Annotated in this window: 25 protein-coding genes and 1 riboswitch; all 25 genes read right to left on the bottom strand. The window is 75.2% G+C overall.

Annotated elements, in window-relative coordinates; translation table 11 throughout:
- Nucleotides 1-18 precede the first annotated feature (18 nt).
- The 25 genes from ribH to BGO37_RS11275 all read right to left on the bottom strand — a co-directional run bounded on the left by ribH (nucleotide 19) and on the right by BGO37_RS11275 (nucleotide 25,011).
- Complete coding sequence (ribH, locus tag BGO37_RS11395) at nucleotides 19-528, bottom strand: 6,7-dimethyl-8-ribityllumazine synthase (protein ID WP_291754953.1); 510 nt, start codon at nucleotides 526-528, stop codon at nucleotides 19-21.
- Nucleotides 525-1,784 (bottom strand): GTP cyclohydrolase II, encoded by a 1,260-nt coding sequence (gene ribA / locus BGO37_RS11390; protein ID WP_291754952.1) that lies wholly within the window; start codon nucleotides 1,782-1,784, stop codon nucleotides 525-527. The genes ribH and ribA overlap by 4 nt, the downstream gene beginning before the upstream one ends.
- Nucleotides 1,781-2,392, bottom strand: coding sequence for a riboflavin synthase (locus BGO37_RS11385; protein ID WP_291754951.1), 612 nt, complete (start codon nucleotides 2,390-2,392; stop codon nucleotides 1,781-1,783). The genes ribA and BGO37_RS11385 overlap by 4 nt, the downstream gene beginning before the upstream one ends.
- Nucleotides 2,392-3,465, bottom strand: coding sequence for a bifunctional diaminohydroxyphosphoribosylaminopyrimidine deaminase/5-amino-6-(5-phosphoribosylamino)uracil reductase RibD (gene ribD, locus BGO37_RS11380; protein WP_291754948.1), 1,074 nt, complete (start codon nucleotides 3,463-3,465; stop codon nucleotides 2,392-2,394). Before ribD ends, BGO37_RS11385 begins: the two co-directional genes overlap by 1 nt.
- A gap of 88 nt (nucleotides 3,466-3,553) precedes the next feature.
- Nucleotides 3,554-3,689, bottom strand: a riboswitch (FMN riboswitch).
- 154 nt (nucleotides 3,690-3,843) lie between these two features.
- A complete protein-coding gene (rpe, locus tag BGO37_RS11375; RefSeq protein WP_291754947.1) occupies nucleotides 3,844-4,509 on the bottom strand; it encodes a ribulose-phosphate 3-epimerase in 666 nt (221 codons plus the stop codon).
- Nucleotides 4,510-4,518: 9 nt separating this feature from the next.
- Complete coding sequence (locus tag BGO37_RS11370; protein ID WP_291754945.1) at nucleotides 4,519-6,018, bottom strand: transcription antitermination factor NusB; 1,500 nt, start codon at nucleotides 6,016-6,018, stop codon at nucleotides 4,519-4,521.
- Complete coding sequence (locus BGO37_RS11365; RefSeq protein ID WP_291754944.1) at nucleotides 6,015-6,947, bottom strand: methionyl-tRNA formyltransferase; 933 nt, start codon at nucleotides 6,945-6,947, stop codon at nucleotides 6,015-6,017. Before BGO37_RS11365 ends, BGO37_RS11370 begins: the two co-directional genes overlap by 4 nt.
- 10 nt (nucleotides 6,948-6,957) lie before the next feature.
- Complete coding sequence (locus tag BGO37_RS11360) at nucleotides 6,958-7,572, bottom strand: HAD-IA family hydrolase (RefSeq protein ID WP_291754942.1); 615 nt, start codon at nucleotides 7,570-7,572, stop codon at nucleotides 6,958-6,960.
- Nucleotides 7,569-9,626, bottom strand: a complete 2,058-nt coding sequence (locus tag BGO37_RS11355; protein ID WP_291754941.1) for a primosomal protein N' — start codon at nucleotides 9,624-9,626, stop codon at nucleotides 7,569-7,571. Before BGO37_RS11355 ends, BGO37_RS11360 begins: the two co-directional genes overlap by 4 nt.
- A gap of 37 nt (nucleotides 9,627-9,663) precedes the next feature.
- On the bottom strand, nucleotides 9,664-10,863 hold the full coding sequence (metK, locus tag BGO37_RS11350; protein ID WP_291755206.1) for a methionine adenosyltransferase: 1,200 nt from the start codon (nucleotides 10,861-10,863) through the stop codon (nucleotides 9,664-9,666).
- 74 nt (nucleotides 10,864-10,937) lie between these two features.
- Nucleotides 10,938-12,146, bottom strand: a complete 1,209-nt coding sequence (gene coaBC, locus BGO37_RS11345) for a bifunctional phosphopantothenoylcysteine decarboxylase/phosphopantothenate--cysteine ligase CoaBC (RefSeq protein ID WP_291754940.1) — start codon at nucleotides 12,144-12,146, stop codon at nucleotides 10,938-10,940.
- Between the two features lie 10 nt (nucleotides 12,147-12,156).
- Nucleotides 12,157-12,420 carry a DNA-directed RNA polymerase subunit omega gene (rpoZ, locus tag BGO37_RS11340; RefSeq protein ID WP_291754937.1) on the bottom strand — a complete coding sequence of 88 codons (264 nt, stop codon included), beginning with the start codon at nucleotides 12,418-12,420 and terminating at the stop codon, nucleotides 12,157-12,159.
- A gap of 70 nt (nucleotides 12,421-12,490) precedes the next feature.
- A complete protein-coding gene (gmk, locus tag BGO37_RS11335) occupies nucleotides 12,491-13,081 on the bottom strand; it encodes a guanylate kinase (protein WP_291754935.1) in 591 nt (196 codons plus the stop codon).
- Between the two features lie 66 nt (nucleotides 13,082-13,147).
- Nucleotides 13,148-13,459: an integration host factor, actinobacterial type gene (gene mihF, locus BGO37_RS11330; RefSeq protein ID WP_291754933.1), complete on the bottom strand. Its 312-nt coding sequence runs from the start codon at nucleotides 13,457-13,459 to the stop codon at nucleotides 13,148-13,150.
- A gap of 171 nt (nucleotides 13,460-13,630) precedes the next feature.
- The gene (gene pyrF, locus BGO37_RS11325) at nucleotides 13,631-14,494 is read right to left on the bottom strand and encodes an orotidine-5'-phosphate decarboxylase (protein WP_291754932.1); all 864 of its coding nucleotides are present in this window, start codon (nucleotides 14,492-14,494) and stop codon (nucleotides 13,631-13,633) included.
- Nucleotides 14,491-17,832 (bottom strand): carbamoyl-phosphate synthase large subunit, encoded by a 3,342-nt coding sequence (gene carB / locus BGO37_RS11320; protein ID WP_291754930.1) that lies wholly within the window; start codon nucleotides 17,830-17,832, stop codon nucleotides 14,491-14,493. Before carB ends, pyrF begins: the two co-directional genes overlap by 4 nt.
- Nucleotides 17,832-19,013: a glutamine-hydrolyzing carbamoyl-phosphate synthase small subunit gene (gene carA / locus BGO37_RS11315; RefSeq protein ID WP_291754928.1), complete on the bottom strand. Its 1,182-nt coding sequence runs from the start codon at nucleotides 19,011-19,013 to the stop codon at nucleotides 17,832-17,834. The genes carB and carA overlap by 1 nt, the downstream gene beginning before the upstream one ends.
- Nucleotides 19,010-19,516 (bottom strand): hypothetical protein, encoded by a 507-nt coding sequence (locus BGO37_RS11310; protein WP_291754915.1) that lies wholly within the window; start codon nucleotides 19,514-19,516, stop codon nucleotides 19,010-19,012. The genes carA and BGO37_RS11310 overlap by 4 nt, the downstream gene beginning before the upstream one ends.
- The gene (locus BGO37_RS11305; protein WP_291754912.1) at nucleotides 19,516-20,829 is read right to left on the bottom strand and encodes a dihydroorotase; all 1,314 of its coding nucleotides are present in this window, start codon (nucleotides 20,827-20,829) and stop codon (nucleotides 19,516-19,518) included. The genes BGO37_RS11310 and BGO37_RS11305 overlap by 1 nt, the downstream gene beginning before the upstream one ends.
- Nucleotides 20,826-21,806, bottom strand: coding sequence for an aspartate carbamoyltransferase catalytic subunit (locus BGO37_RS11300; RefSeq protein WP_291754911.1), 981 nt, complete (start codon nucleotides 21,804-21,806; stop codon nucleotides 20,826-20,828). Before BGO37_RS11300 ends, BGO37_RS11305 begins: the two co-directional genes overlap by 4 nt.
- Entirely contained in the window at nucleotides 21,803-22,387 is a 585-nt protein-coding gene (gene pyrR / locus BGO37_RS11295; protein WP_291754910.1) for a bifunctional pyr operon transcriptional regulator/uracil phosphoribosyltransferase PyrR, read from the bottom strand. The genes BGO37_RS11300 and pyrR overlap by 4 nt, the downstream gene beginning before the upstream one ends.
- Nucleotides 22,388-22,554: 167 nt before the next feature.
- Nucleotides 22,555-22,971 carry a transcription antitermination factor NusB gene (nusB, locus tag BGO37_RS11290; RefSeq protein ID WP_291754908.1) on the bottom strand — a complete coding sequence of 139 codons (417 nt, stop codon included), beginning with the start codon at nucleotides 22,969-22,971 and terminating at the stop codon, nucleotides 22,555-22,557.
- Complete coding sequence (gene efp / locus BGO37_RS11285; protein WP_291754906.1) at nucleotides 22,972-23,535, bottom strand: elongation factor P; 564 nt, start codon at nucleotides 23,533-23,535, stop codon at nucleotides 22,972-22,974. It abuts the gene before it with no gap.
- Between the two features lie 121 nt (nucleotides 23,536-23,656).
- A complete protein-coding gene (locus tag BGO37_RS11280) occupies nucleotides 23,657-24,229 on the bottom strand; it encodes a DinB family protein (protein ID WP_291754904.1) in 573 nt (190 codons plus the stop codon).
- Nucleotides 24,230-24,348: 119 nt separating this feature from the next.
- Nucleotides 24,349-25,011, bottom strand: a complete 663-nt coding sequence (locus BGO37_RS11275; RefSeq protein WP_291754903.1) for a hypothetical protein — start codon at nucleotides 25,009-25,011, stop codon at nucleotides 24,349-24,351.
- Between the last annotated feature and the right edge of the window lie 43 nt (nucleotides 25,012-25,054).

Below are 25,054 nucleotides of genomic sequence, written 5' to 3'. Positions count from 1 at the left end.
CGGGGTTCACGTCGTGGCTCACGACCGGGAGCCTAGACGTCGGGCCCCGGCCGGCGACGGCGCGTCCAGCGGGCGGAGCGCCAGCAGGGTCGCCACGGCGGCCTGGGCGGCCTCGTAGCCCTTGTCCTCGTGCGAACCGGGCAGCCCGGCGCGGTCGAGCGCCTGCGCCTCGTCGTCGCACGTCAGCAGGCCGAAGCCGACCGGCACGCCCGTGTCGAGCGCGACGCGGGTCAGGCCTTCCGTGGCCGCCTGGCACACGTAGTCGAAGTGCGGCGTGCCGCCACGGATGACGACGCCGAGCGCCACGACCGCGTCCGCACCCGAGCGCGCCGCGTGCAGCGCGCCCACGGGCAGCTCGAACGAGCCGGGGACGCGGACCAGCGTCACCTCGGCGTGGGCGTCGGCCAGCGCCCGCTGCGCGCCGGCCACCAGGCCGTCCATCACCACCTGGTGCCACGAGGCCGCGACGACGACGACCCGCAGGCCCGTCCCGTCCAGGTTCATGCTCGGTGCGCCGACCCCGCTCACGCCGTCTCCCCCAGGTTCTTCAGCAGGTGGCCCATCTGGCGGGCCTTGGTCTCCAGGTACGCCGCGTTGTGCGGCGTGCGCCCGACCTCCAGGCCGCGCACCTCCGCGACGTCGATGCCGTGCGCCCGCAGCCCGGCCACCTTGGCCGGGTTGTTGGTGAGGAGCGTCACGTGCGTGATGCCGAGGTCCTCGAGGATCGCCGCCGCCGCGCCGTACTCCCGCCGGTCCGCCGGCCAGCCCAGGTCGATGTTCGCCTCGACGGTGTCGCGGCCCTCGTCCTGCAGCGCGTAGGCGGCGATCTTGGCGAGCAGGCCGATGCCACGGCCCTCGTGGCCACGCAGGTAGACGACGGCGCCACCGCTCGTCGCGGCCAGCCGCATCGCCTCCTGCAGCTGGGGCCCGCAGTCGCAGCGCTCGGAGCCGAAGGCGTCGCCCGTGAGGCACTCGGAGTGGACCCGGACCGTCGGCCGTTCCGCCAGGCCCGCCACCGGGACGAGCGCGATGTGCTCGTCGCCCGTGCGCAGGTCGCGGTAGCCGCGCACGCGGAAGTCGCCGTAGCGGGTCGGCAGCTGCGCCGAGGAGGTGTGCTGGACCCGGGGCTGCAGCGGGCCGTCCCCGGGCGCCTCCGGCACGAGGTCGCCGTGCGCCAGGCGCCACTCGGCGATCTCCTCGATGGTCAGCACGACGAGGCCATCCTCGCGGGCCAGCGCGCAGGCCTCCGGGAGGCGGGCCATCGTGCCGTCGTCGTTGATGAGCTCGGCGATGCCCGCCACCGGCTCGAGCCCGGCGAGCCGGCACAGGTCGACCGCGGCCTCCGTGTGCCCGCCGCGGTGCAGCACGCCGCCGGGGACGGCGCGCAGCGGCAGCACGTGGCCCGGCCGGATGAGGTCGCCGCGCCCCGAGGCGGGGTCGGCGAGCACGCGCAGCGTCCGCGTGCGGTCCGCGGCCGAGATGCCCGTGGTGACGCCGGCGGCGGCGTCGACGGTCACGGTGTACGCGGTCCGGCGCGGGTCCTGGCTCTGCGGCACCATGAGCGGCAGGTCCAGGGCGTCGGCGCGGGCGGCGGGCATCGGCGCGCACAGGTACCCGGACGAGTGCCGGATGGTCCACGCCACCCACCGCGCCGTCGCGTGCTGCGCCGCGAAGATGACGTCCGCCTCGTTCTCCCGGTCCGGGGAGTCGGCGACGAGCACCGGCTTGCCGGCCCGCAGCGCGTCGAGCGCCTGCTCGACGGTCCCGAGCGTGATCTCGCTCATCGCAGCACCCCGCCCGTGGCGAGCAGCCGTTCCGTGTACTTGGCGAGCACGTCGACCTCCAGGTTGACGGTGGTGCCGGGCCCGGCGTCGCCGAGCGTCGTGGCGGCGAGGGTCGTCGGGATGAGGGAGACGCCGAACGCGGCGTCGGAGACCCAGGTGACCGTCAGCGAGACGCCGGAGATCGCGATCGAGCCCTTCTCCGCGACGTAGCGTGCGAGGTCCGGGTGCAGCGCGATCGTCAGGTCCTCCCAGCGGGGGCCCGCGACGCGCTCGCGGACCTCGCCGATGCCGTCCACGTGCCCCTGGACGACGTGGCCGCCGTAGCGGCCGCCGACCGGCAGCGCGCGCTCCAGGTTGACGGGGTCGCCGGCGGCCAGGCCGCCCAGGGTCGACCGGTGGAGGGTCTCGGGCATGACGTCGGCGGCGAAGCTGCCGTCGCCCGGCAGGTCGGTCACCGTCAGGCAGACCCCCGAGACCGCGATCGAGTCGCCGATGCGGGCGTCCTGCACGACGAGCGGGCCGCGCACGACGAGCCGCGCGTCGCCCTCGCCGTGGCGCAGGTCGAGGTCGACGACGGCGCCGACCTCCTCGACGATGCCGGTGAACATCAGGCCTCCCTCGGGCGGGGCGTCGCGACGACGAGCACGTCGGGCCCCAGCGGTTGCACGTGGACGGGGTCGAGGCGCAGCGCCTCGTCGATGGTGGTGACGCCGAGGTCGCCGACGGCGAGCCGGCCGGCGCCGAGCAGCACGGGCGCGAGGTAGGCGTGCACCTCGTCGACCAGGCCGGCCCGCAGGAAGGCGGCGGCGAGGGTCGGCCCGCCCTCGACGAGCGCGTGGCGGACCTCGCGGCCGGCGAGGGCCTCGAGCACGTCGGCGGGCTCGTGGGTGCGGAGCTGGACCAGCGGGCCGCCGGGGCCGTGCAGCCGGGCGCCCGCGGGCAGGTCGCGCAGGCCGACGACGACGCGCAGCGGCTGGTGCTCGACGAGCGCGCCGTCCGCGGTGCGGGCGGTCAGCTCCGGGTCGTCGGCCAGCGCGGTGCCGGTGCCGACGACGATGGCGTCCACCTGGGAGCGCAGCTCGTGGCCGTGGCGGCGGGCGACGTCGGAGGTGATCCAGCGGCTGGTGCCGTCGGCCGCGGCGACGCGACCGTCGAGGCTGACCGCCAGCTTGAGCGTGACGAACGGTCGCCCGTGCCGCACGGCGTGGAACCACGGCCCGAGCACGGTGCGGCCCTCCTCCTCGAGGACGCCCATGACGACCTCGACGCCGCCCCTGCGCAGGCGGTCGGCCCCGCCGGCGGCGACCGGGTTCGGGTCCTGCACCGAGGCGACGACCCGGGAGACTCCCGCCTCCAGGAGCGCGACGCTGCACGGTCCGGTCCGGCCGGTGTGGTCGCACGGCTCCAGGGTGACCACCGCGGTGGCGCCGCGCGTGTCGTGGCCGTGGGCGGCGGCGTCGGCCAGGGCGGCGACCTCGGCGTGCGGCGTGCCGGCGCCGCGGTGCCAGCCCTCCCCGATCGTCGCGCCGTCCCGTCCGAGCAGGACCGCCCCGACGCGCGGGTTCGGCCCGTGCGCCGGGCCACGGCGCGCCAGCTCGAAGGCCCGGCGCAGCGTGGTCAGCTCGGCGCCGCTGGCGCCGGCGGGCAGAACGGACCCGCGGTGCTGCGTGCTGGTCGCCATGTCCCCACCTCCGCGCCGTCGATCGGCACCGGGGTGGGACGGCAGGGACGGTGCCCTGCAGTCGCGGTGCGCGGACGTCCGCGCACCGCCACGACTCCTCCCATCCGGACTTTCACCGTCGGTCCCGGAGTTCCACCAGGTCCACCGTCCGGTCCCTTGCGGAACCTCGCGGGTCGCGGACTGTCACCGCCGGCTCGGACTTTCACCGACCCCGGAGCACGTGTGCTTGCGCCGTCTGTTCTACCACACCGCCACGGTCGGTTCGTCACCCCGCCCAGCGCATGGTTCGTGAGCGAGCGCAGGGGTTGCGGGCGCCGGAACCATGGAGGTCGGCGCCGAACGATGCGCCCGGCGGCGAACGACGCGCCCGGCGCGCGCTCAGGCCGAGACCGTCGGCAGGGCGAGGGCGCGCAGCGCGGCGATCTCGGCCGCGACGTCGGGCGCGGCGTAGACCGCGGAGCCGGCGACGAACGTGTCCGCTCCCGCGGCCGCGATGCGGCCGATCGTCTCGCGGCTCACGCCGCCGTCGACCTGGATCCACGTGGCGGCGTTCGCCGCGCGGATCGCCTGCCGGGCGCGGCGCAGCTTCGGCAGGGTGCCGTCGATGAACGGCTGCCCGCCGAACCCGGGCTCCACCGTCATGACGAGGATCATGTCGAACTCGTCGAGCAGGTCGAGGAGCGGCTCGACGGGCGTGGCCGGGCGCACCGCGACGCCGGCACGCACGCCGTGCGACCGCAGCTCGCGCGCCAGCCGCACGGGCGCCTGCGTCGCCTCGGCGTGGAAGGTGACGGACGCGGCGCCCGCGGCGGCGTACTCCGGCGCCCACCGGTCCGCGTCGTCGACCATGAGGTGCACGTCGAGGGGCACCGGCGACACCTGCGCGAGCCGGGCCACGACCGGCAGGCCGATCGTCAGGTTCGGCACGAAGTGCTGGTCCATGACGTCGACGTGGGCGTAGTCGGCCGTCGCGATCGCCGCCAGGTCACGCTCGAGGTTCGCGAAGTCGGCCGAGAGGATGCTGGGGTTGATGCGGACCGCCACGCGGCCAGCCTAGGAGGCGTCGCGGCGCAGCAGCGACAGGTGCATCGCGTCGGTGCCGTGCACGTGCGGCCAGAGCTGCACGTGGGGGCCGTCCCCGAGGTCCGGCGCGTCGCCCGGGGCCAGGCCCGCCACGGCCGGGCGGGCGTCGACGAGCGTCGCCGGCGTCCCCGCCCGGGCGGCCGCCCGCAGGGCGTCGGTCACCACGAGCCGGGTCTCGGCCAGATGGGGCGAGCACGTGACGTAGGCGACCAGGCCGCCGGGCCGCACGGCGGCCAGCGCGGAGGCCAGCAGCTCGCGCTGCAGCTGCGTCAGCGGCGCCAAGTCCGCCGGCGTCCGGCGCCAGCGTGCCTCGGGACGGCGGCGCAGGGCGCCGAGCCCGGTGCAGGGTGCGTCGAGCAGCACCCGGTCGTACGAGCCGGGCTCGGCGGTGCCGACGAGGCGGCCGTCGCCGGTCCGGACCTCCTCGACCGACCCGGGCGGCGCTGCCCGCAGGGAGTCCCGCACGAGCCGCGCGCGGTGGGGCTGGAGCTCGTTGGCGACGAGGCGTGCGCCACGCCGGCCGGCCTCGGCCGCCAGGAGCGCGGCCTTGCCACCGGGGCCGGCGGCCAGGTCGAGCCAACGCTCGTCGGGGCCGTCGAGCGGCGCGTGCGCCAGGGCGAGGGCGACGAGCTGGCTGCCCTCGTCCTGCACGCCGGCCCGTCCCTCGCGCACGGCGGCCAGCGCCGCCGGGTCGCCGCCGGCCAGGCTGAGCGCCGTCGGCGCCAGGGTCCCGGGCGTCGCGTCGCGCGCCTGCGACGCCAGCTCGTCGAGCGTGGCCAGGCCGGGCCGCGCGACGAGCGTCACGTGCGGCGCCTGGTCGTCCGCGGCGAGCAGCGCGTCGATCTCGCCGGCCGCCCGGCCGTTCCCAACGAGCGCCTCGCGCAGGGCGCGCACGATCCAGCCGGGGTGGCTCCACACGGCCGCCAGGCGGCCGTCCTCGTCGGGCGCCCCGTCAGCGAGTCTGCCCAGCCACGCCTCGACCGGCTGCTCGGCGACCTGCCGGAGGATCGCGTTGACGAACTGCGCGGAGCCGGCGCCGGTGCGCGCCCGCGCGAGCGCGACCGTCTCCGACACGGCGGCGTGCGGCGGCACGCGCATGCCGAGAAGCTGATGGGCGCCGAGGCGCAGCAGGTCCAGCACCGGCGGGTCGACGTTCTCCAGCCCGCGGTCGACGACGAGCGCGAGCACCGCGTCGTACCGCCCGCGCATCCGCAGCGTGCCGTAGGCGAGCTCGGTGGCGAAGGCCGCGTCGCGGCCGGCGATGCGTCGGTCCCGCAGCAGCGGCGGCAGGACGAGGTTCGCGTAGGCGTCGGAGTCCGCGACCTGGCACAGCACGTCGAACGCCGCGGTGCGGGCAGGATCGCCTCGGCGGGCGCGCTGCGACGGCGCGGCGGCCGAGCGGTGACCCTGACCCTCGGCGCGGGCCGCGCCGCGCTGGCGGCCCCGCTCGTCGCGCCGTTCGTCGGTCATGACGCCTGCCCCAGCACGGTGCCCGCCGCGAGCCGGGCCCCGCGGGCCCAGTCGGCCGCGGGCATGGTCCGCTTCCCGGTCGGCGTCACCTCGCCGAGGCGCACCGCCTGCGTCGCGGTCCCGACGACGACGTCGTGCTTGCCGGCGACGACCAGACCCGGCGCGAGCACCTGGTCGGTGAGCGTCACCGGTCCCAGGCCCAGGCGCGCGCCGTCCGGCAGCGTGGTCCACGCCCCCGGCTCCGGCGTGCAGCCGCGGATGCGCCGGTCGACGGCCACGGCCGGGTGGGTCCAGCGCACCCGGGCGTCGTCGGGCGTCAGCTTCGGCGCGAGGCTGACGCCGTGCCGCTCCTGCGGCACCGCGACGAGCGTGCCGTCCTCGATGCCGTCCAAGGTGCGCACGAGCAGCCCGGCGCCGGCCTCGGCGAGCCGGCCCAGCAGGTCGCCCGCGGTGTCCCGCGGCCGGATCGTCTCGGTCAGCAGCCCGTACACCGGACCGGTGTCGAGGCCCTGCTCCAGTAGGAAGGTCGTCGCGCCCGTCACCTCGTCGCCGGCGATGACGGCGTGCTGCACCGGCGCGGCGCCGCGCCACGCGGGCAGCAGCGAGAAGTGCAGGTTCACCCAGCCGTGCGGCACGGCGGCCAGCAGGTCGGGCGGCACGAGGGCACCGTAGGCGACGACCGCCGCCGCCTCGACGTCGAGCGCCGCGAGGCGCTCCCGGAACGCCTCGTCGCGCAGCCGGGGAGGCGTCAGCACCTCGATGCCGAGCTCGTCGGCCACGGTGCGGACGGCGCTGGGCAGCAGGGCGCGACCGCGGCCCGCCGGCGCGTCGGGCCGCGTGAGGACGGCGACCACCTCGTGCGCCGAGGCCGCCAGGGCTCGCAGCGACGGCACGGCGGCGGCAGGGGTCCCGGCGAACAGCACACGCACGTCGGCGATCCTAGGGCGCGACGACGGGCACGCCGCGGGCGAGCAGGTCGCGGCGCAGGTCGTCGGCCCCCGTGAACGTCACCGCCTGGAAGCCGAGGGCCGCGGCGGCCTCGACGTTGGGAGGGCTGTCGTCGACGAACAGCGTCCGGTCCGGCCGGAGCGCGTACCGCTGCGACGCCAGCCGGAAGATCCGTGGGTCCGGCTTGCCCACGCCCTCCACCCCGGAGACGACGACGCCGTCGAGCGTGCCGATGACGGGGGCCGTCGGGATCGCGAGCGGCCACATCTCGGCCGACCAGTTCGTCAGCCCGACCAGGCGCAGGCCGAGCCCACGCAGCTCCGCGACCAGGTCGGCCATCCCCGGCACCGGGCCCGGCAGCGTCAACGGGTAGCGCTCCCGGTAGACGGCCAGCATCCGGCCGAGCCAGGGGTCCCGGGCGGACAGCTCCGCGACCGCGTCGTCCCACCCCAGGCCGGCGTCGAGGCGCCGGTTGAGCTCGCCGAAGTCCGCCTCGGCGTGGAACCGGGCGGCCTCCTCGTCGGTGAGCAGGCCGGCAAAGGCGGCCCGCCACTCCCACCGCACCAGCACGTTGCCCAGGTCCAGCAGCAGGGCGTCGAGCCTCACAGCACCTCCGGTGGGTCGACCTGTGCGCGCAGGGCACCGCCCTCGCGCCGGGCGCTGCGGACCGCGAGCGACTGGGCCAGGGACCGCGCCAGCGCGGACGCGGCGTCCGGCGCGACGCGGAGCAGCGTCCGGACGTCGGGATCGAGGGCCGCGGCGGCGCCCGGCGCCGGGACCGGGCCGAGCACGACCAGGCCGGGCGCGGCCACGCGGCCGACCACGAGGTCCACCGCCTGCCGGGGCCCGGTGACCGCCGCCATGGCGACGGCCGGCGGCAGCCGAAGGGTCGCGCGCTCGGCGAGCTCGCGCTCGGCCAGCCCGGCGGGGTCCCAGCGGACGAGCGCCTGGGTGGGTCGCGCGGCGCCGTCGCCGACGAGCAGCACCTGGCCCCCGGCCGCCGCGGGGCGCACCAGGGCCGCGGCGGCCAGCCAGCGCCGCAGCGCGTCGGGCTCGACCGCCAGCCCCTCACCGGCCGTGGCGACGGCGGCGTCGAGGAGCACCGCCGCGGCATAGCCGCCGTCGGTGACCGGCTCCGCCCCCGGCGTCGCCACCACGACCGCCGGCCGGTCGGGCACCGTGTCGAGCACGCCACCGCTGGTGCGTGCGCCGCTGGTGCGGACGGGGACACCCGGGAACGCCCGCCCGACCTCCTCGGCGGTGCGCCCCGACCCGACGCGCACCGACCGCATCGCGCGGCCGCCGCACTCCCGGCACGCCCAGTCGGTCGCCAGCCGGCCGCACCACCGGCACGACGGCACCGCGCCGGCCGCATCGACGCCGAGCGGCCCCGTGCACACGGCGCACCGGGCGGGCGCGTGGCAGCGGGCGCAGGCCGTCACGGGGACGTACCCGGCGCGCGGCACCTGCACCAGCACCGGCCCGGACTCGAGGGCGGACCGCATCGCCGCGAAGACCGGCGCCGGCAGCCGCGCCGCGGCCGCGGGGCCCTCCTTGGCGAGCTCGGTCGACGTCAGGGCGCGCACGCGGGCGGTGCGCTCGCGCACCACCGCGCGGTCGGCCGCCACCTCGCGTGCCCACCCCGTCTCGAGGAGCCGCTGCGCCTCGACGGTGCGCCCGAACCCGCCGATGAGCGCGGCGCACCCCGCCAGGTCGGCGCGCAGCGCCAGCACCTCCCGCGCGTGCGGGTAGGGCGAGCGCGGTTCGGCGTGCAGCGGGTCGCCGTCCTCCCAGAGCACGACGAGCCCGAGATCGGCCACCGGCGCGAACACCGAGGCGCGGGTGCCCACGACGACCCGTGCGGCGCCTCGTCGTGCGGCGAGGAAAGCCCGGTAGCGCGCCGCAGGCCCCTCGTCGGCCGTCAGCCGCACCGCTCCGCCGGGCGATCCGGCGCCCAGGCCGACACGGGTGAGCGCCCGCAGGACGCGGTCGACGTCGCGGGCGTCGGGCGCGACGACGAGCGCGCCCCGCCCGCCCAGCACGCACGCGGCGACGGCCTGGGCGATCGCGTCCGGCCAGCGCTCCCCCGCCGGCCCCGGCAGGGCCGTCCAGACGGCCCGTGGGCGGCCGCCCGCCAGGAGGTGCTGCAGGAGGGCGGGGCCACCCCGGTACGGCGCCCACGCCGTCGCGACGGAGGCGGGAGGGGGTGCCACCGCCTCGTCGTGCGGCTCGGCCTCGACGCGCGCGTGCCGCGGCGGCACCGCCAGCCGCAGCACGTCCGCCAGCGTCCCCGCGTAGCGGTCGGCGACCACCCTGGCCAGGCGTGCCACCTCGGGCGTCAGCACCGGTTCCCCGGTGACGACGCGGCGCAGCGGCGCCAGCCGGCCGTCGTGCTCGGTCGACTCGTGCCGCGAGAGCAGGTAGCCGTCCGCGTCCTGGCCGCCGAAGCGCACCTTGACGCGCACGCCGGGCCGTGCCGCGTCGTCGAGGTCCGCGGGCACCAGGTAGTCGAAGAGCCGGTCGAGGTGCGCGGGCTGGACGTCGACGCACACCCGGGCCACCGGGAGCGTCGCGGCGACCGCGCGCTCCTTCACCGGGCGCGGCGCGCGAACGCGCGGCATGCCGGCGAGCGTCGGCTGGGTGACCTCCACGGGCCCCATCCCACCATCCCGCGCCCATGCGGCGCGGGCGTCGTCCTCAGGACAGCGCGGCCTGCAGGTCGCCGACGCGGTCGGTGCGCTCCCACGTGAACTGCGGCAGCTCGCGGCCGAAGTGCCCGTAGGCGGCGGTCTTGCGGTACACGGGCCGCAGCAGGTCGAGGTCGCGGATCAGCGCCGCGGGGCGCAGGTCGAACACGTCCCGGATCGCGGCTGTCAGGCGGTCCACCGGCACCGTGCCGGTGCCGAACGTCTCGACGTACAGGCCGACGGGGTGCGCGCGGCCGATCGCGTAGGCGACCTGCACCTCGCAGCGCGACGCCAGCCCCGCGGCGACGACGTTCTTCGCCACCCACCGCATCGCGTACGCGGCGGAGCGGTCGACCTTCGACGGGTCCTTGCCGGAGAAGGCGCCACCGCCGTGGCGGGCGAACCCGCCGTAGGTGTCGACGATGATCTTGCGGCCGGTCAGCCCGGCATCGCCCTTGGGGCCGCCGACGACGAACTGGCCGGTGGGGTTGACGAGGAGCTGGTGCCCCTCGGTGTCGAGCTCGAGCTGCGCCAGCACGGGTGCGACGACGTGCTCCGCGATCTCCGGCGCCAGCTGGGTCTCCAGCTGCAACCACGGCTCGTGCTGCGTGGAGACGACGACGGTCTCGAGGCCGACCGCCCGGTCCCCCTCGTAGCGGATCGTCACCTGGGTCTTCCCGTCCGGGCGCAGGCCCGCGACGATCCCCTCCTTGCGCACCTGCGCCAGCCGCTCGGCCAGCCGGTGCGCCACCCAGATCGGCAGCGGCATCAGCGTCGGCGTGTCGTCGCAGGCGTAGCCGAACATCAGGCCCTGGTCGCCGGCGCCCTGGTGGTCCAGGGGGTCGAGGTCGCCGGCATCCTGGCGGATCTCGATCGCCTTGTCGACGCCCTGCGCGATGTCGGGCGACTGCTGCCCGATCGACACGGAGACCCCGCAGGAGTCGCCGTCGAAGCCGATGTCCGACGAGGTGTACCCGATGGAGTTGACGACCTCGCGGACCACGGCCGGGATCTCGACGTAGGCCTCCGTCGTCACCTCGCCCGCCACGTGGACCAGGCCGGTGGTCACCATCGTCTCGACGGCGACGCGGGCCGAAGGGTCCTGCTCCAGCATCGCGTCGAGGATCGCGTCGGAGATCTGGTCGCAGACCTTGTCCGGGTGGCCCTCGGTGACGGACTCGGAGGTGAACAGGCGCGCGTTCGACGACATCACGAGCCGGAAGCCTAACCGCTGGCCCGCGCCGGCCGCGTCCGTGCTCGGCCCATGGGGAGGCCGGCAGGAAGTCAGCGCGCCGCCGCCAGCAGCGGAAGCACGGCGTCCCACACGGCGTGGGCGACCTCGTCCTTGCTGCCCGCCGCCCGGGCGACCTCGTCACCGGCGGCGTCGAGGATCACCACGTCGTTGTCGGCGGTGCCGAAGCCACGCCCCTCGCCGACCGCGTTGACGACGAGGAGGTCGGCGCCCTTGCGGAGCGCCTTGGCGCGCCCGTGCGCCAGGACGTCCCCGTCGGCGTCGCCCGTCTCGGCGGCGAAGCCCACCACCACCTGCCCGGACCGCAGCCGCCGGGCGGCCAGCTCGGCGAGGATGTCCGGCGTCTCGACCAGCTCGAGGCTCGGCGCGACGCCCCCGGGCTGCTTCTTGATCTTCGCCGCCGCCGTGGCGGCGGGGCGGAAGTCGGCGACGGCCGCCGCCATGACCACGGCGTCGGCGTCCTTGGCGGCCGCCCGCACGGCGTCCCGCAGCTGCTCGGCCGTCTCGACGCGTACCACCTCGACGCCGGGCCCGACGGGGAGCGCCACGTTGGCGGCGACGAGCGTCACGACGGCGCCGCGCCGGGCCGCGGCGGCGGCCAGCGCGATGCCCTGCCGGCCCGACGAGCGGTTGCCCAGGAAGCGCACCGGGTCGAGCGGCTCGCGGGTGCCCCCGGCCGAGACGACGACGTGCCGGCCCGCCAGGTCCCGCGTCCCTGGGGCGAGCAGGGTGAACGCGGCGGCGGCTATCTCCTCGGGCTCGGGCAGCCGGCCGGCACCGGAGTCCGCGCCCGTCAGCCGCCCCACCGCGGGCTCGAGGACGTGCACGCCGCGGGCGCGCAGCGTGGCGACGTTGGCCACGGTCGCCGGGTGCTCCCACATCTGCGTGTGCATCGCCGGGGCGACGAGCACCGGGCAGCGCGCGACCAGCAGCGTGGTCGTCAGCAGGTCGTCGGCGAGGCCGGCGGCGGCCCGCGCGAGCAGGTCGGCGGTGGCGGGGGCGACGACCACGAGATCGGCCTCGTTCCCGAGGGCGACGTGCGTCACACCCGTGACGTCGTCGAACACCTCCGGGGTGGCCGGCTGGCCGGAGAGTGCCTCCCACGTGGCGCGCCCGACGAACTCCAGCGCGGCCCGCGTCGGCACGACGCGCACGCTGTGGCCGGCCTCCGTGAGCAGGCGCAGCAGGACGGCCGCCTTGTAGGCGGCGATGCCACCGGCGACGCCCAGGACGATCCGCACCGGCGGAAGGTCAGTCCTCGACGGGGACGATCGTCAGCAGCCCGCGGTCGATCTCGCGCATCGCGATCGAGAGCGGCTTCTCCTGCGGGCGCGTCTCGACGAGCGGCCCGACGTACTCCAGGAGGCCCTCGTTGAGCTGGGCGTAGTAGGCGTTGATCTGGCGCGCCCGCTTCGCGCTGAACAGCACGAGGGCGTACTTGGAGTCGGCCTTCTCGAGCAGGTCGTCGATCGGCGGGTCGGTGATGCCGGTGGGCTGGGCGACGGTTCCGGACACGGTGGCCTCTCCCGGAGGGTCTGGGGGTTCGGGGGCTGCGGGGACGTGCTCCCGCGGGCTGCCGACCAGTCTAGCCTGCGGCCCCGTCACGGACCGGCGGCCCGTCGAGGCCCATGACGGCGACGAGCTCCTCGGTCGCCCGGTGCACGTCGTCGTTGACGATCACGTGGTCGAACTCGGCCTCCGCCGCCAGCTCGACCCGGGCGCTCGCCAGCCGCCGCTCGCGCTCCGCCTCACCCTCGGTGCCACGCCCGACGAGGCGCCGCACGAGCTCGTCCCACGAGGGTGGTGCCAGGAAGACGAACCGCGCCTCCGGCATGCTCGCGCGCACCTGCCGCGCGCCCTGCAGGTCGATGACGAGCAGAGCCGGGTCGCCGGTCGCCAGGTGGTCGATCACCGGCTTGCGCGGCGTCCCGTAGCGGTAGACGCCGTGGACGACGGCCCACTCCAGCAGCTCGCCGTCCGCGACCATCCGGTCGAACTCATCGTCGGCGACGAAGTGGTAGTTCACGCCCTGGAGCTCGCCGGGCCGGGGCGGCCGGGTGGTGGCCGACACGGACAGCCACACCTGGGGAAAACGAGCGCGGACGTCGGCGGCGACCGTGTCCTTGCCGACGGCGGAGGGCCCGGCGAGGACCGTCAGCCGGGCGGGCGAAGCCATGCGTGCTCCTGAGGTCGTGCGGAGGGTGCCGGTGGTCTGCCGGCACCGCCCGCAGACGCCTCCCGATCAGCCGAAGCGGTCGACGAGCGCCTTGACCTGGTGCGGGCCGAGGCCACGCACGCGGCGCGTCTCGGAGATGCCGATGTCGGCCATGATCGCCCGGGCCTTGACCTTGCCGACGCCCGGGAGCGACTCGAGCAGCGACACGACCTTGAGCTTGCCGATCGTCTCGTCCTTCTGACCCTGCTCGATGACGTCGGACAGGGCGCCCTGGGAGTACTTGAGGCGGTTCTTGACCTCGGCACGGGCCTGCCGGGCGGCGGCGGCCTTCTCGAGCGCTGCTGCGCGCTGTTCTGGAGTCAGCGGGGGAAGAGCCACGCGCGTCACCTTCTCTGGCTGGGGCCGGATTCCCGGTCGGGATCGGGATCGAACCTAGCGAGCCGCAGGTCAGTCGGCAACGTGGCGCGAGGGGTGTCGGCCGATCCGACCTGCCGGAACGTTTCGATCCCGTCGGCCGGGTCGCCTCGATCGACCCGCCCGCCGGGACGGTCAGCGCAACGCGGCGGCCGCCTCGTCGCGCGCCCGCGCCGCGGCTCCCCGGAGCGCCACCGGGTCCGGGCCGGCGGCCAGCACGCCGCGCGACGACGAGGCGAGCACGGCGCCGCGCGCGTCCCCGAACACTCGCGCCAGCTCGGCCGGTCCCGCGCCCTGGGCACCGACCCCGGGCGCGAGCAGCGGGCCGCCCACCGCGGCCAGGTCGAGGCCGAGCCGCGCGGCGGCGTCGCCGACGGTCGCACCCACCACGAGCCCGACCGAGCCGAGCCGCGCACCGCTCCGCGCCCGCTCGGCCGCGTTGAGCGCGGCGGCGGCGTGCGCCATGCCGACCGCCACCGGCATGCCGTCGTCGGACCGCGCGTGCTGCACCGACGCGCCCTCCGGGTTCGAGGTGAGGGCGAGGACGAACAGGCCGCGACCGCTCTCCTCGGCGGCCGCCACCGCGGGACCGAGCGATCCGAAGCCGAGGTACGGCGACACGGTCAGGGCGTCGCCGGCGAGCGGCGAGCCGTCCCGCAGGTACGCGTCGGCGTACGCGGCCATGGTCGAGCCGATGTCGCCGCGCTTGGCGTCGACCACGACCAGCAGCCCCAGGTCACGGCCGGCCGCGACGACCTCCTCCAGGACGGCTACCCCGCGCGAGCCGTGGCGCTCGAAGAACGCGGCCTGCGGCTTGACCGCCGGCACGACGCCCGCGACCGCCTCGAGGGTGGTCAGCGCGAACGAGCGCAGGCCCGCGGTGTCGTCGGGCAGCCCCCAGGCGGCCAGGAGCGACGGGTGCGGGTCGACCCCGACGCACAGCGGTCCGAGCGCGTCCATCGCCGCGGCGAGCCGGGCGCCGAACGTCTCCCGGCTCACGTGGTCGCCGCCACGCCGCGCGCCGCGCGCCGGGCCCGGCCGTCGGCGTCGTGCTCCTGCAGGCTCCGCACCCGGAAAGGCCCGTCGAGGACCGCCTCGATGGCCTGCACGGCGGCGTGCAGCTGCTGCACCGTCGTGACGATCGCCTTGTCGGCCGCGACCGTCGCGGCGCGGATGTGGTACCCGTCGGCGCGCGCGCCCTGCCCAGAGGGAGTGTTGACGACCATGTCGACCTCGCCCGCGGAGATGAGGTCGACGATGGTCGGCTCGCCGTTCGGGCCCGGCCCCTGCGACTCCTTGCGCACCACGGTCGAGGCGATGCCCGACCGGTGGAGCACCACCGAGGTGCCCTCCGTCGCCAGCACCTCGAAGCCGAGCTCCAGGAGCCGCTTGACGGGCAGGACGATCGAGCGCTTGTCCCGGTCGGCCACCGACACGAACACGCGGCCGCTCGTCGGCAGTCCGCCGAACGACGCGGTCTGCGACTTGGCGAACGCCGTGGGGAAGTCGACGTCGAAGCCCATCACCTCGCCGGTCGAGCGCATCTCCGGGCCGAGCACGGTGTCGACCACGTGCCCGTCGCGCGTGCGGAACCGCCGGAACGGCAGCACGGCCTCCTTCACGGCGATCGGCTGGTCCAGGTCGAGCAGCCGGGCGTCGTCGGCGGGCAGGATCCCCGCCGCGCGCAGGTCCGCGATCGAGCGGCCGACCATGACGAGCGCCGCGGCCTTCGCGAGGGGCACGCCCGTCGCCTTCGAGACGAACGGAGCGGTGCGCGATGCACGCGGGTTCGCCTCCAGCACGTACAGCACGTCGCTGACCAGGGCGAACTGGATGTTCAGCAGCCCGTGCACGCCGACGCCCCGGGCGATCGCCTCCGTGGACCGGTAGATGCGCTCCAGCTCGGCGGCCGACAGCGTCACGGGTGGCAGCACGCACGCCGAGTCGCCGGAGTGGATGCCCGCCTCCTCGATGTGCTCCATGACGCCCCCGAGGTACAGCTCCTCGCCGTCGAACAGCGCGTCGACGTCGATCTCGATCGCGTCGTCGAGGAACCGGTCGATGAGCAGCGGCGCCATCGTGCCGGCCCGGCCGCCGACGGCCGCGTCCTCCAGCGCCCGCCGGACGTACTCGGTCAGCTGCGGCTCGTCGTACACGATCTCCATGCCGCGCCCGCCCAGCACGTACGACGGCCGGACGAGCACGGGGAACCCGATCCCCCGGGCGACCTCACGGGCGCCCTCGAGCGTGGTCGCCGTGCCGAACGCCGGCGCCGGGAGCCCGGCGGCGGCCAGCACCTTCCCGAACTCCCCGCGGTCCTCCGCGGCGTCGATCGCCTCGGGGGACGTGCCGAGGATCGGCAGGCCCGCGTCGGCGAGGCGCTGGGCCAGCGACAGCGGCGTCTGGCCGCCGAGCGTGACGATGAGGCCCGCCACCGGGCCGACCGCCTTCTCCGCCTCGTAGACCTCGATGACGTCCTCGAAGGTCAGGGGCTCGAAGTACAGGCGGTCGGAGGTGTCGTAGTCGGTCGAGACGGTCTCCGGGTTGCAGTTGACCATGACGGTCTCGAACTCGCCCTTGAGCGCGAGCGCGGCGTGCACGCACGAGTAGTCGAACTCGATGCCCTGGCCGATGCGGTTCGGCCCCGAGCCGAGGATGAGCACGGCGGGCCGCTCGCGCGGCTGCACCTCCGTCTCCTCGTCGTACGCCGAGTAGTGGTACGGCGTGCGGGCCGCGAACTCCGCCGCGCAGGTGTCGACGGTCTTGTAGACCGGCCGGACGCCGAGGGCCCACCGCGTGTTGCGGACCGAGTCCTCGCTCGTGCCGCGCAGCGAGGCCACCTGGGCGTCCGACAGCCCGTGGCGCTTGGCGCGCACGAGGACGTCGCGGGTCAGGGCCGGTGCGGCCGCGACGTCGGCCGCCACCTCGTTGACGAGGGCGATCTGGTCGAGGAACCAGGGGTCGATCTTCGTCGTGGCGAAGATCGTCTCGAGCGAGACGCCCGCCCGCAGCGCCTGCTGGACGTCGACGAACCGGTGGTCGGTCGGCGTCGCCAGGGAGTCGACGAGCGTGACGAGCTCGGTGCCGGTGGCGGGCTCGCCGTCCCAGTGGAACGTCGAGCCCTTCTTGTCGATCGAGCGCATCGCCTTGCCGAGCGCCTCGGTGAAGCTGCGTCCGAGCGCCATCGCCTCGCCGACGGACTTCATGGTCGTGGTCAGCGTCGGGTCGGCCGCCGGGAACTTCTCGAACGCGAACCGCGGCACCTTGACGACGACGTAGTCGAGCGTCGGCTCGAAGCTCGCCGGGGTGGACCCCGTGATGTCGTTCGGGATCTCGTCGAGCGTGTAGCCGATGGCCAGCTTGGCGGCGATCTTGGCGATGGGGAACCCGGTCGCCTTGGACGCGAGGGCCGACGAGCGCGACACACGCGGGTTCATCTCGATGACGACGATCCGCCCGGTGTCGGGCTGCACCGCGAACTGGATGTTGCAGCCGCCGGTGTCGACGCCCACCTCGCGGATCACCGCGATGGCGATGTCCCGCATGTGCTGGTACTCGCGGTCGGTGAGCGTCAGCGCGGGGGCGACGGTCACCGAGTCGCCGGTGTGGACCCCGACCGGGTCGACGTTCTCGATGGAGCACACGACGACGACGTTGTCGTGCTGGTCGCGCATCAGCTCGAGCTCGTACTCCTTCCAGCCGAGGATCGACTCCTCGAGGAGGACCTCGGTGACGGGCGAGTCGTGCAGCCCCTGGCCGACGATGCGGCGCAGGTCCGCCTCGTCGTACGCGATGCCGCTGCCCAGGCCGCCCATGGTGAAGCTCGGGCGGACGACAACCGGCAGGCCGCCCAGCTCGTCGACGGCCGCGAAGGCCTCCGCCATCGTGTGGACGATCCGGGACGCCGCGCTCTCGGCCCCGCACCGGGCGACGACCTGCTTGAACTCCTCGCGGTCCTCGCCCTTGCGGATCGCCGCGATGGAGGCGCCGATGAGCTCGACCCCGTACTTCTCGAGGACGCCTGCCTCCGCGAGGGCGATCGCGGCGTTGAGCGCGGTCTGCCCGCCCAGCGTCGGCAGGAGCGCGTCGGGCCGCTCCTTCTCGATGATCGAGGCGATGACGTCGGTGGTGATCGGCTCGAGGTACGTCGCGTCGGCGAACTCCGGGTCGGTCATGATCGTCGCCGGGTTGGAGTTGACGAGGATCACCCGCAGGCCCTCGGCGCGCAGCACGCGGCAGGCCTGGGTCCCGGAGTAGTCGAACTCGCAGGCCTGGCCGATGACGATCGGCCCGGAGCCGATGACGAGGACCGAGCGGATGTCGTCGCGCTTGGGCATCAGGCGGCGCCCTTCGTGTCGTTCGTCATGAGGCCGAGGAACCGGTCGAACAGATAGGCGGCGTCGTGCGGGCCGGCGGCCGCCTCGGGGTGGTACTGCACCGAGAACGCCGGCAGGTCCAGGGCCTCCAGCCCCTCCACGACGTCGTCGTTGAGGTCCACGTGGCTGACCCGCACGCGGCCGTACCGGCCCTCGTCGAACGGCGCGGTGACCTCGCCCTCGGTCGGGGCGTCCACGGCGAACCCGTGGTTGTGGGCCGTGATCTCCACCTTGCCCGTGGTCCGGTCCATGACGGGCTGGTTCACGCCGCGGTGGCCGAAGACGAGCTTGTAGGTCCCGAACCCGAGCGCACGGCCGAAGATCTGGTTGCCGTAGCAGATGCCGAAGAACGGGATGCGCCGGTCGAGCACCTCGCGGAGCAGGTCGACCTCGTGCGTCGCCGCACCGGGGTCGCCCGGGCCGTTGGAGAAGAACACCCCGTCGGGGGTGGTCGCGAGGACGTCGTCGATCGTCGCCGTCGCCGGCAGCACGTGCACCTCGACGCCGCGCTCCGCCATCCGGTGCGGCGTCATGGACTTGATGCCCAGGTCGACGGCGGCGACCCGGGCCACGGGCTGCGCCAGCTCGGCACCATCCGGCCCGAGCGCGGGGATCACGTACTCGGCACCCGTGGACACCTCACCGGCGAGGTCGGCGCCCGCCATCGGCGCGGACGCCAGCACCTCGTCGAGGAGCTCGTCGAGCGGACGGGGGTCGCCGCGCTCGTCGGTGAGGGCAGGGCCCGAGAAGATGCCCGCCCGCATGGCGCCCCGCTCGCGCAGGTGCCGGGTCAGGGCCCGCGTGTCGATCCCCGAGATCCCGACGACGCCCTGCGCCACCAGGTCGTCGTCCAGCGTGCGGCGCGCGCGCCAGCTGGAGGCACGCCGGGCGGGGTCACGGACCACGTAGCCGGCGACCCAGATCCGCGTGGACTCGGGGTCCTCGTCGTTGACGCCCGTGTTCCCGATGTGCGGCGCCGTCATGACGACGATCTGCCGGTGGTAGCTCGGGTCGGTCAGCGTCTCCTGGTAGCCGGTCATGCCGGTGTTGAAGACGATCTCGCCGAGCGTCCGGCCGATCGCGCCGTAGGCGTCGCCGGTGAACGTGCGGCCGTCCTCGAGCACGAGCACCGCGCGGTTCATGCCGCCTCCCCCGGGATGAGTGCCTGGACGGCGGCGACGAGCGCGGGCCGCTCGTCGCGGTGACGGACGAGCACCCCGGTGTCCAGCAGCCGGTCGGCGCCCGCGTCCCACGTGAGCACGACGAGCCCGTCGCCCCCCATGAACTTGCCGGCCATCCCTGGCGCCGTGCCCACGCCGCGCAGCCGCGCGGCCGGGACGAACAGGTCGGTGGCCCCGCGGCGGCGCAGCAGCACGCCGGAGTCGTGGACCTCCACCTGTGCCGCGCCCGGGTTGCCGAGGTCGTGCGCGGCCACCCGGTCGAGCCAGTCGCCGGCCGTGGTCGACGAGACGTAGGTCGCCTCCAGGGGGCCGAGCCGGGTGGCGCCGAGCTCGTCGGGCACCGCCGGGATCGCCGGCACGGCGGCTTCCGAGACGCGCGCCCGGCGCAGCCAGCCGCGCCACATGGCCCAGAAGGCCACCAGCAGCAGGACGACCCAGAGCGCGATCGAGGCCCACGTCGACATCAGGCCAGCACCTTCCCCTCCACCAGTGCGCCGTCCAGGACGGTCGGCCGCCCGCGCAGGAATGTCGCGACGACGGCCCCCGGCAGCTCGGTCCCCCGGTACGGCGAGTTGACGCTCTTGGTCGCCTGCGCCCGCGGGTCGACGACGCGCCGGGCGCCCGGGTCGACCAGGACGAGGTTGGCAGGCTCCCCGACCGCGATCGGCCGGCCGTGGGCGTCGTCGACGCGCCCGATGCGGGCCGGGGTGACGGACATCACCCGCGCGACGTCCGCCCAGGTCATGCGGCCGGCGTCGACCATCGTCGCCTGCACCACGGACAGCGCCGTCTCGAGCCCGGTCATGCCGAACGCCGCCGCGGCCCACTCGCAGTCCTTGTCCTCGGCCGGGTGCGGGGCGTGGTCGGTGCCGACGGTGTCGATGGTGCCGTCGGCCAGGGCGGCGCGAACCGCCTCGACGTCGTCCGCCGTCCGCAGCGGCGGGTTCACCTTGTACACGGGGTCGTAGCCGCGGGCGGACTCGTCCGTGAGGAACAGGTGGTGCGGCGTCACCTCGGCCGTGACGGCGATCCCGCGGGCCTTGGCCCACCGGACGATCTCGACGCTGCCGGCGGTGGACACGTGCAGCACGTGCAGGCGCGAGCCGACGTGCTCGGCGAGCAGCACGTCGCGCGCGACGATGGCCTCCTCCGCGACGGCCGGCCAGCCGGCCAGGCCCAGCTCGGCGGAGACGACCCCCTCGTGCATCTGCGCGTTCTCGGTCAGCCGCGGCTCCTGGGCGTGCTGGGCGACGACGCCGTCGAACGCCTTGACGTACTCGAGCGCCCGCCGCATCACCACCGGGTCGGCCACGCACCGGCCGTCGTCGGAGAACACCCGCACCCGGGCGGCGCTGGCCGCCATCGCGCCCAGCTCGGCGAGCCGTTCGCCACCCAGGCCCACGGTGACGGCGCCCACCGGGTAGACGTCCACCCAACCCGCGTCGCGCCCGAGCCGCCACACCTGCTCGACGACTCCGGCCGTGTCGGCCACCGGGGATGTGTTCGCCATCGCGTGCACGGCGGTGTAGCCGCCGAGCGCGGCGGCCCGGGTGCCGGTCTCGACGGTCTCGGCGTCCTCGCGGCCCGGCTCGCGCAGGTGGGTGTGCAGGTCGACCAGGCCCGGCAGCAGCACGAGGCCGGTGCCGTCGATCACCGTGGTCTCGTCGTCGGCGGGCAGCCCCGCGCCGATCGCCGCGACGAGGCCGTCGGCGACGAGGACGTCCGTGCGGTCGCCGCCCAGCGGCGCGACGTTCCTCAGGAGGTAGCGGACGCTCATGCCAGGACCCTCGTCTCGTCGTCGGCCGGCGCGGTGGCCTGAGCCCCGGCCAGCAGCAGGTAGAGGACCGCCATCCGGACCGCGACGCCGTTGGCCACCTGCTCCACGACGACCGAGCGCGGCGAGTCGGCGGCGGCCGCAGAGATCTCCAGGCCGCGGTTCATCGGGCCCGGGTGCATGACGATCGTGTGGTCGGGCAGCGCGTCCAGTCGCCGCTGGTCGAGGCCGTACAGGCGCGAGTACTCCAGGCCGCTCGGGAAGAACCCGCCGCCCGCGCTCGACATCCGCTCGCGCTGCACACGCAGCATCATCACCGCATCCGGCCGATCGGCGACCGCGTCGTCCAGGTGGTAGGAGGTGGTCGCCGGCCACGACTCGACACCGACCGGCAGGAGGGTGGGTGGCGCGACGAGCGTCACGCGCGCGCCGAGGGTGGTCAGCAGCTCGACGTTCGACCTGGCCACCCGGCTGTGCAGCACGTCGCCGACGATCGTCACGTGCAGCCCGGCGAGGTCGCCCGCGCCGCCCGCGAGGTGTCGGCGGATGGTGAAGGCGTCGAGCAGCGACTGCGTCGGGTGCTGGTGCGTGCCGTCGCCGGCGTTGATCACCGGGCAGTCGATCCAGCCGGCGTGGGCCAGCCGGTGCGGCGCCCCCGAGGACTGGTGCCGGACGACGACCGCGTCGGCGCCCATCGCCTGCAGCGTCTGCGCGGTGTCCTTGAGGCTCTCGCCCTTGGACACGCTCGAGCCCTTGGCCGAGAAGTTCAGCACGTCGGCGGACAGGCGCTTGGCGGCTGTCTCGAAGGAGATGCGCGTGCGGGTGGAGTCCTCGAAGAAGAGGTTCACCACGGTGCGGCCGCGCAGGGTCGGCAGCTTCTTGATCTCCCGCGCCTGGGTCGCGGCCATCTGGGCCGCGGTGTCCAGGACGAGGACGGCCTCGTCGTGCGACAGGTCCTTGGCGGACAGCAGGTGCCTCATCGCCCCGCCCCCGTCGGTCCCTCGATGAGCACGCCGTCGCGCCCGTCGGTCTCGGCCAGCAGCACGCGCACGCGCTCCGTGCTCGCCGTCGGCAGGTTCTTGCCGACGAAGTCGGCCCGGATCGGCAGCTCGCGGTGCCCCCGGTCGACGAGCACGGCCAGCTGGACCGCGCGCGGTCGGCCGAGGTCGTTCAGGGCGTCGAGCGCGGCCCGGATCGTCCGGCCGGAGTAGAGCACGTCGTCGACGAGGACGACGACCTTGCCGTCGATCCCGTCCGGCGGCACGTGCGTCGCGCCGATCGTCCTCGTCGGGTGGTGCGCGAGGTCGTCGCGGTACATCGTCACGTCGAGGCTGCCGGTGATCTGCTCCGCCTCGACCCCGGGCTCGACCGCCGCGAGGTTCGCGGCGAGCCGGTTCGCCAGCGGCAGTCCCCTCGTCGGGATGCCGAGCACGACGAGCCCGTCGGCGCCCCTGTTGCGCTCGAGGATCTCGTGGGCGATGCGGACGAGGGCCCGGCCGATGTCCGCCGGGCCGAGCACCTCCGCGGCCTCTCCGCCGGGTGCGCGCATGTCAGGACCCATGGTCCACGACTCCTTCCCCGCCTCTCGGGACGGGCCTTAAAGGTGTCTGCCGACTCCCCGGGGGCCGCGGGAGCCGTGCACACCCTACCGTCTCCGCTCCCCCGCGCACCGACTCCGGTGAGGCGTGGACCGCGATCCACGGTCCGGAGCGCACCGAGGTCGGCGGCTCAGGCGAGCAGCGTCGGCTTCAGCTCGACAATCCTCGCCAGGAGGCCGTTGACGAACGACGGGCTCTCGTCCGTGGAGAGCTCCTCCGCCAGCGCGACGGCCTCCGCCACCGCGACGGCGTCCGGCACCTCGTCGTTGTAGAGGATCTCCCACGCCCCCACGCGCAGCAGCGAGCGGTCGACGGCCGGCATGCGCGCCACCGTCCAGCCGTGCGAGTGCGTTGCGAGCACCTCGTCGATGCGCTCCAGGTGAGCGACGACCCCCTCGACGAGGTCGACGGAGTACTGCGGCACCGGCGCCTGCGTGCCGGGCTCGGCGATCCGGCGGGCGAGGACGGTCAACGGGTCGAGGCCGCGCTGGTCGGCCTCGAACAGCACGTCGAGGGCCCGCTTGCGGGCCTTGGTGCGGGCGGCCACCTAGTCGTTCACGCGGCCCAGGTAGCTGCCGTCGCGGGTGTCGACCTTGACCTTGGTGCCCGTCTCGAGGAACAGCGGCACCTGGATCTCGTAGCCGGTCTCGAGCGTGGCGGGCTTGGTGCCGGCCGACGAGCGGTCGCCCTGCAGGCCCGGCTCGGTGTAGGTGATCTCGAGGACCACGGAGGTCGGCAGCTCGATGTACAGCGGCACGCCGTCGTTCGTCGCGATGATCGCGTTCTGGTTCTCCAGGAGGAAGTGCGCGGCGTCACCGACGACGTCCTGCGAGATGTGCTCCTGGTCGTACGTGACGATGTCCATGAAGACGAAGTTGTCGCCGTCCTTGTACAGGTACTGCATCTCGCGCTTGTCGACGTTCGCCGTCTCGACCTTGACGCCGGCGTTGAAGGTGCGGTCGACGACCTTGCCGCTCAGCACGTTCTTCAGCGTGGTCCGGACGAACGCCGGGCCCTTGCCGGGCTTGACGTGCTGGAACTGCACGACGGTCCACAGCTGGCCGTCGATGCGCAGCACGAGGCCGTTCTTGAGGTCGTTCGTGGTCGCCACTAGTCGTCTTCCTGTCGAGGAGGGGTGCTCGAAGCGGTCGCCGCTGCGTCGTCGTCCGCCGTTGTGGGCTCGTCGTCCGGCCGCCGCGGCCCGCAGGCCGTCGGACATCCTACCGTGCGCGCTACTGGCCGACCCGCCCGTCGATGCACTCCCGCAGCAGGTCGGCGTGGCCGAGGTGGCGTGCGTACTCCTCGACGAGGTGCTCCAGCACGTCGCGGACGGTCACGGGCTCGCCACGGTTGTCGACGGTGCGACCCATGTCCGCGTCGGTGAGCGTGTCGAGCCAGGTGTCCGCGTCGTCGACCTCCGCCTGCCACGTCGCCCACGCCTCCGCCACGACGCCCGGGTCCGGGACCGCGCCGTCGAAGTCCTGGTCGCGGTTGTCCGGGGTGACGTAGAGCGCCGGGACGTCCACCTGGCCCTGGAGCACCCGACGGAACCAGGTGCGCTCGACGTACGCCAGGTGCCGGACGAGCCCGAGCAGCGACAGCGTGGACGGCGGCACCGAGCGGCGAGCCATCTGGTCGGCGTCGAGCCCGTCACACTTCATCACCAGCGTCATGCGGTACTGCCGCAGGTAGGTCCGGTGGGTGGCGAGCTCGCCGGCGGGCGTCCGCAGCGCCTCGCGCGGGTCCTCCGCCGGGTCGACCCACATGTCGGGGTACACGGTCGCCTTGGTCCATCGCTCGGGCATGGGTCGACACAACGGCATGGCTGTGCGGGGCGCAACCTGGATTCGCTCGGCCGATCGACGCTGCCCGACCGCTCGGCCGCCTGGGGAGCGCCGGCTCCTCGGGCCGGCGCGATCACCGTTCAGCGGGTCAGGAGCCAGCGTCCGACGAAGCCGACCCCGGCGGCCCAGGTCAGCGACGCGAGGCTGCCGACCACGAACCGCTCGGACGCCGCCGGGTACTCGCGCAGCTCCGGGTACCTGCCGAGACCCTTGACCGCCACCACGACCGCGACCGCCGTCGGCTCGCCCAGCAGCAGTGCACCGGTGGTGGCGAGGCGCTCCAGCAGGCCGATCCACGTCCCACCGCGCAGCACCGCCAGAGCGCGGGGTCCCTCGGGGCCGTCCGACGCCGGAGTCGCGGCGGGCTCCGTCGTGTCGGCCGGTTCGCCGTCGGCCTCGGTCGAGGCGCCCGCGCCACGTTCGCCCGCCCGGGCAGGGCTGGTGGTGTCGGGCGGCGCGGTGGGGCTCGTCGCGCGGCCACCCCCGGGCGGCGCGGCGGTCGGGCTCGTCGTGGCCGTGACCGCGCCGGGGGCCCGTGGCACGGCCGCATCGACAGAGCCGCCGCCGACGGAACCCGGGTGCGTCCCGCCACGGGACGCGAGGGCGTTCGCCGGGCTCGTCGCCCTCCCGGCGTCGGACGAGCGCGACGCGAGGTGCAGGACGAGCCGGGTGGTCAGCCAGCCTCCGCCCGTGGAGAGGGCGAGGGTCAGGACGACGACGAGGGCGCCGAGCCACGGGTTCACCCTCGCGAGGGTGCCGGGGGCCGCCGCGACCGTCAACGGACGC

This window comes from Cellulomonas sp. 73-92, assembly GCF_001898175.1.
Taxonomy (GTDB): Bacteria; Actinomycetota; Actinomycetes; order Actinomycetales; family Cellulomonadaceae; genus Cellulomonas.
The sequence above is the reverse complement of the archived record's forward strand: the minus strand, read 5'-3'. Positions and strand labels throughout refer to the sequence as shown.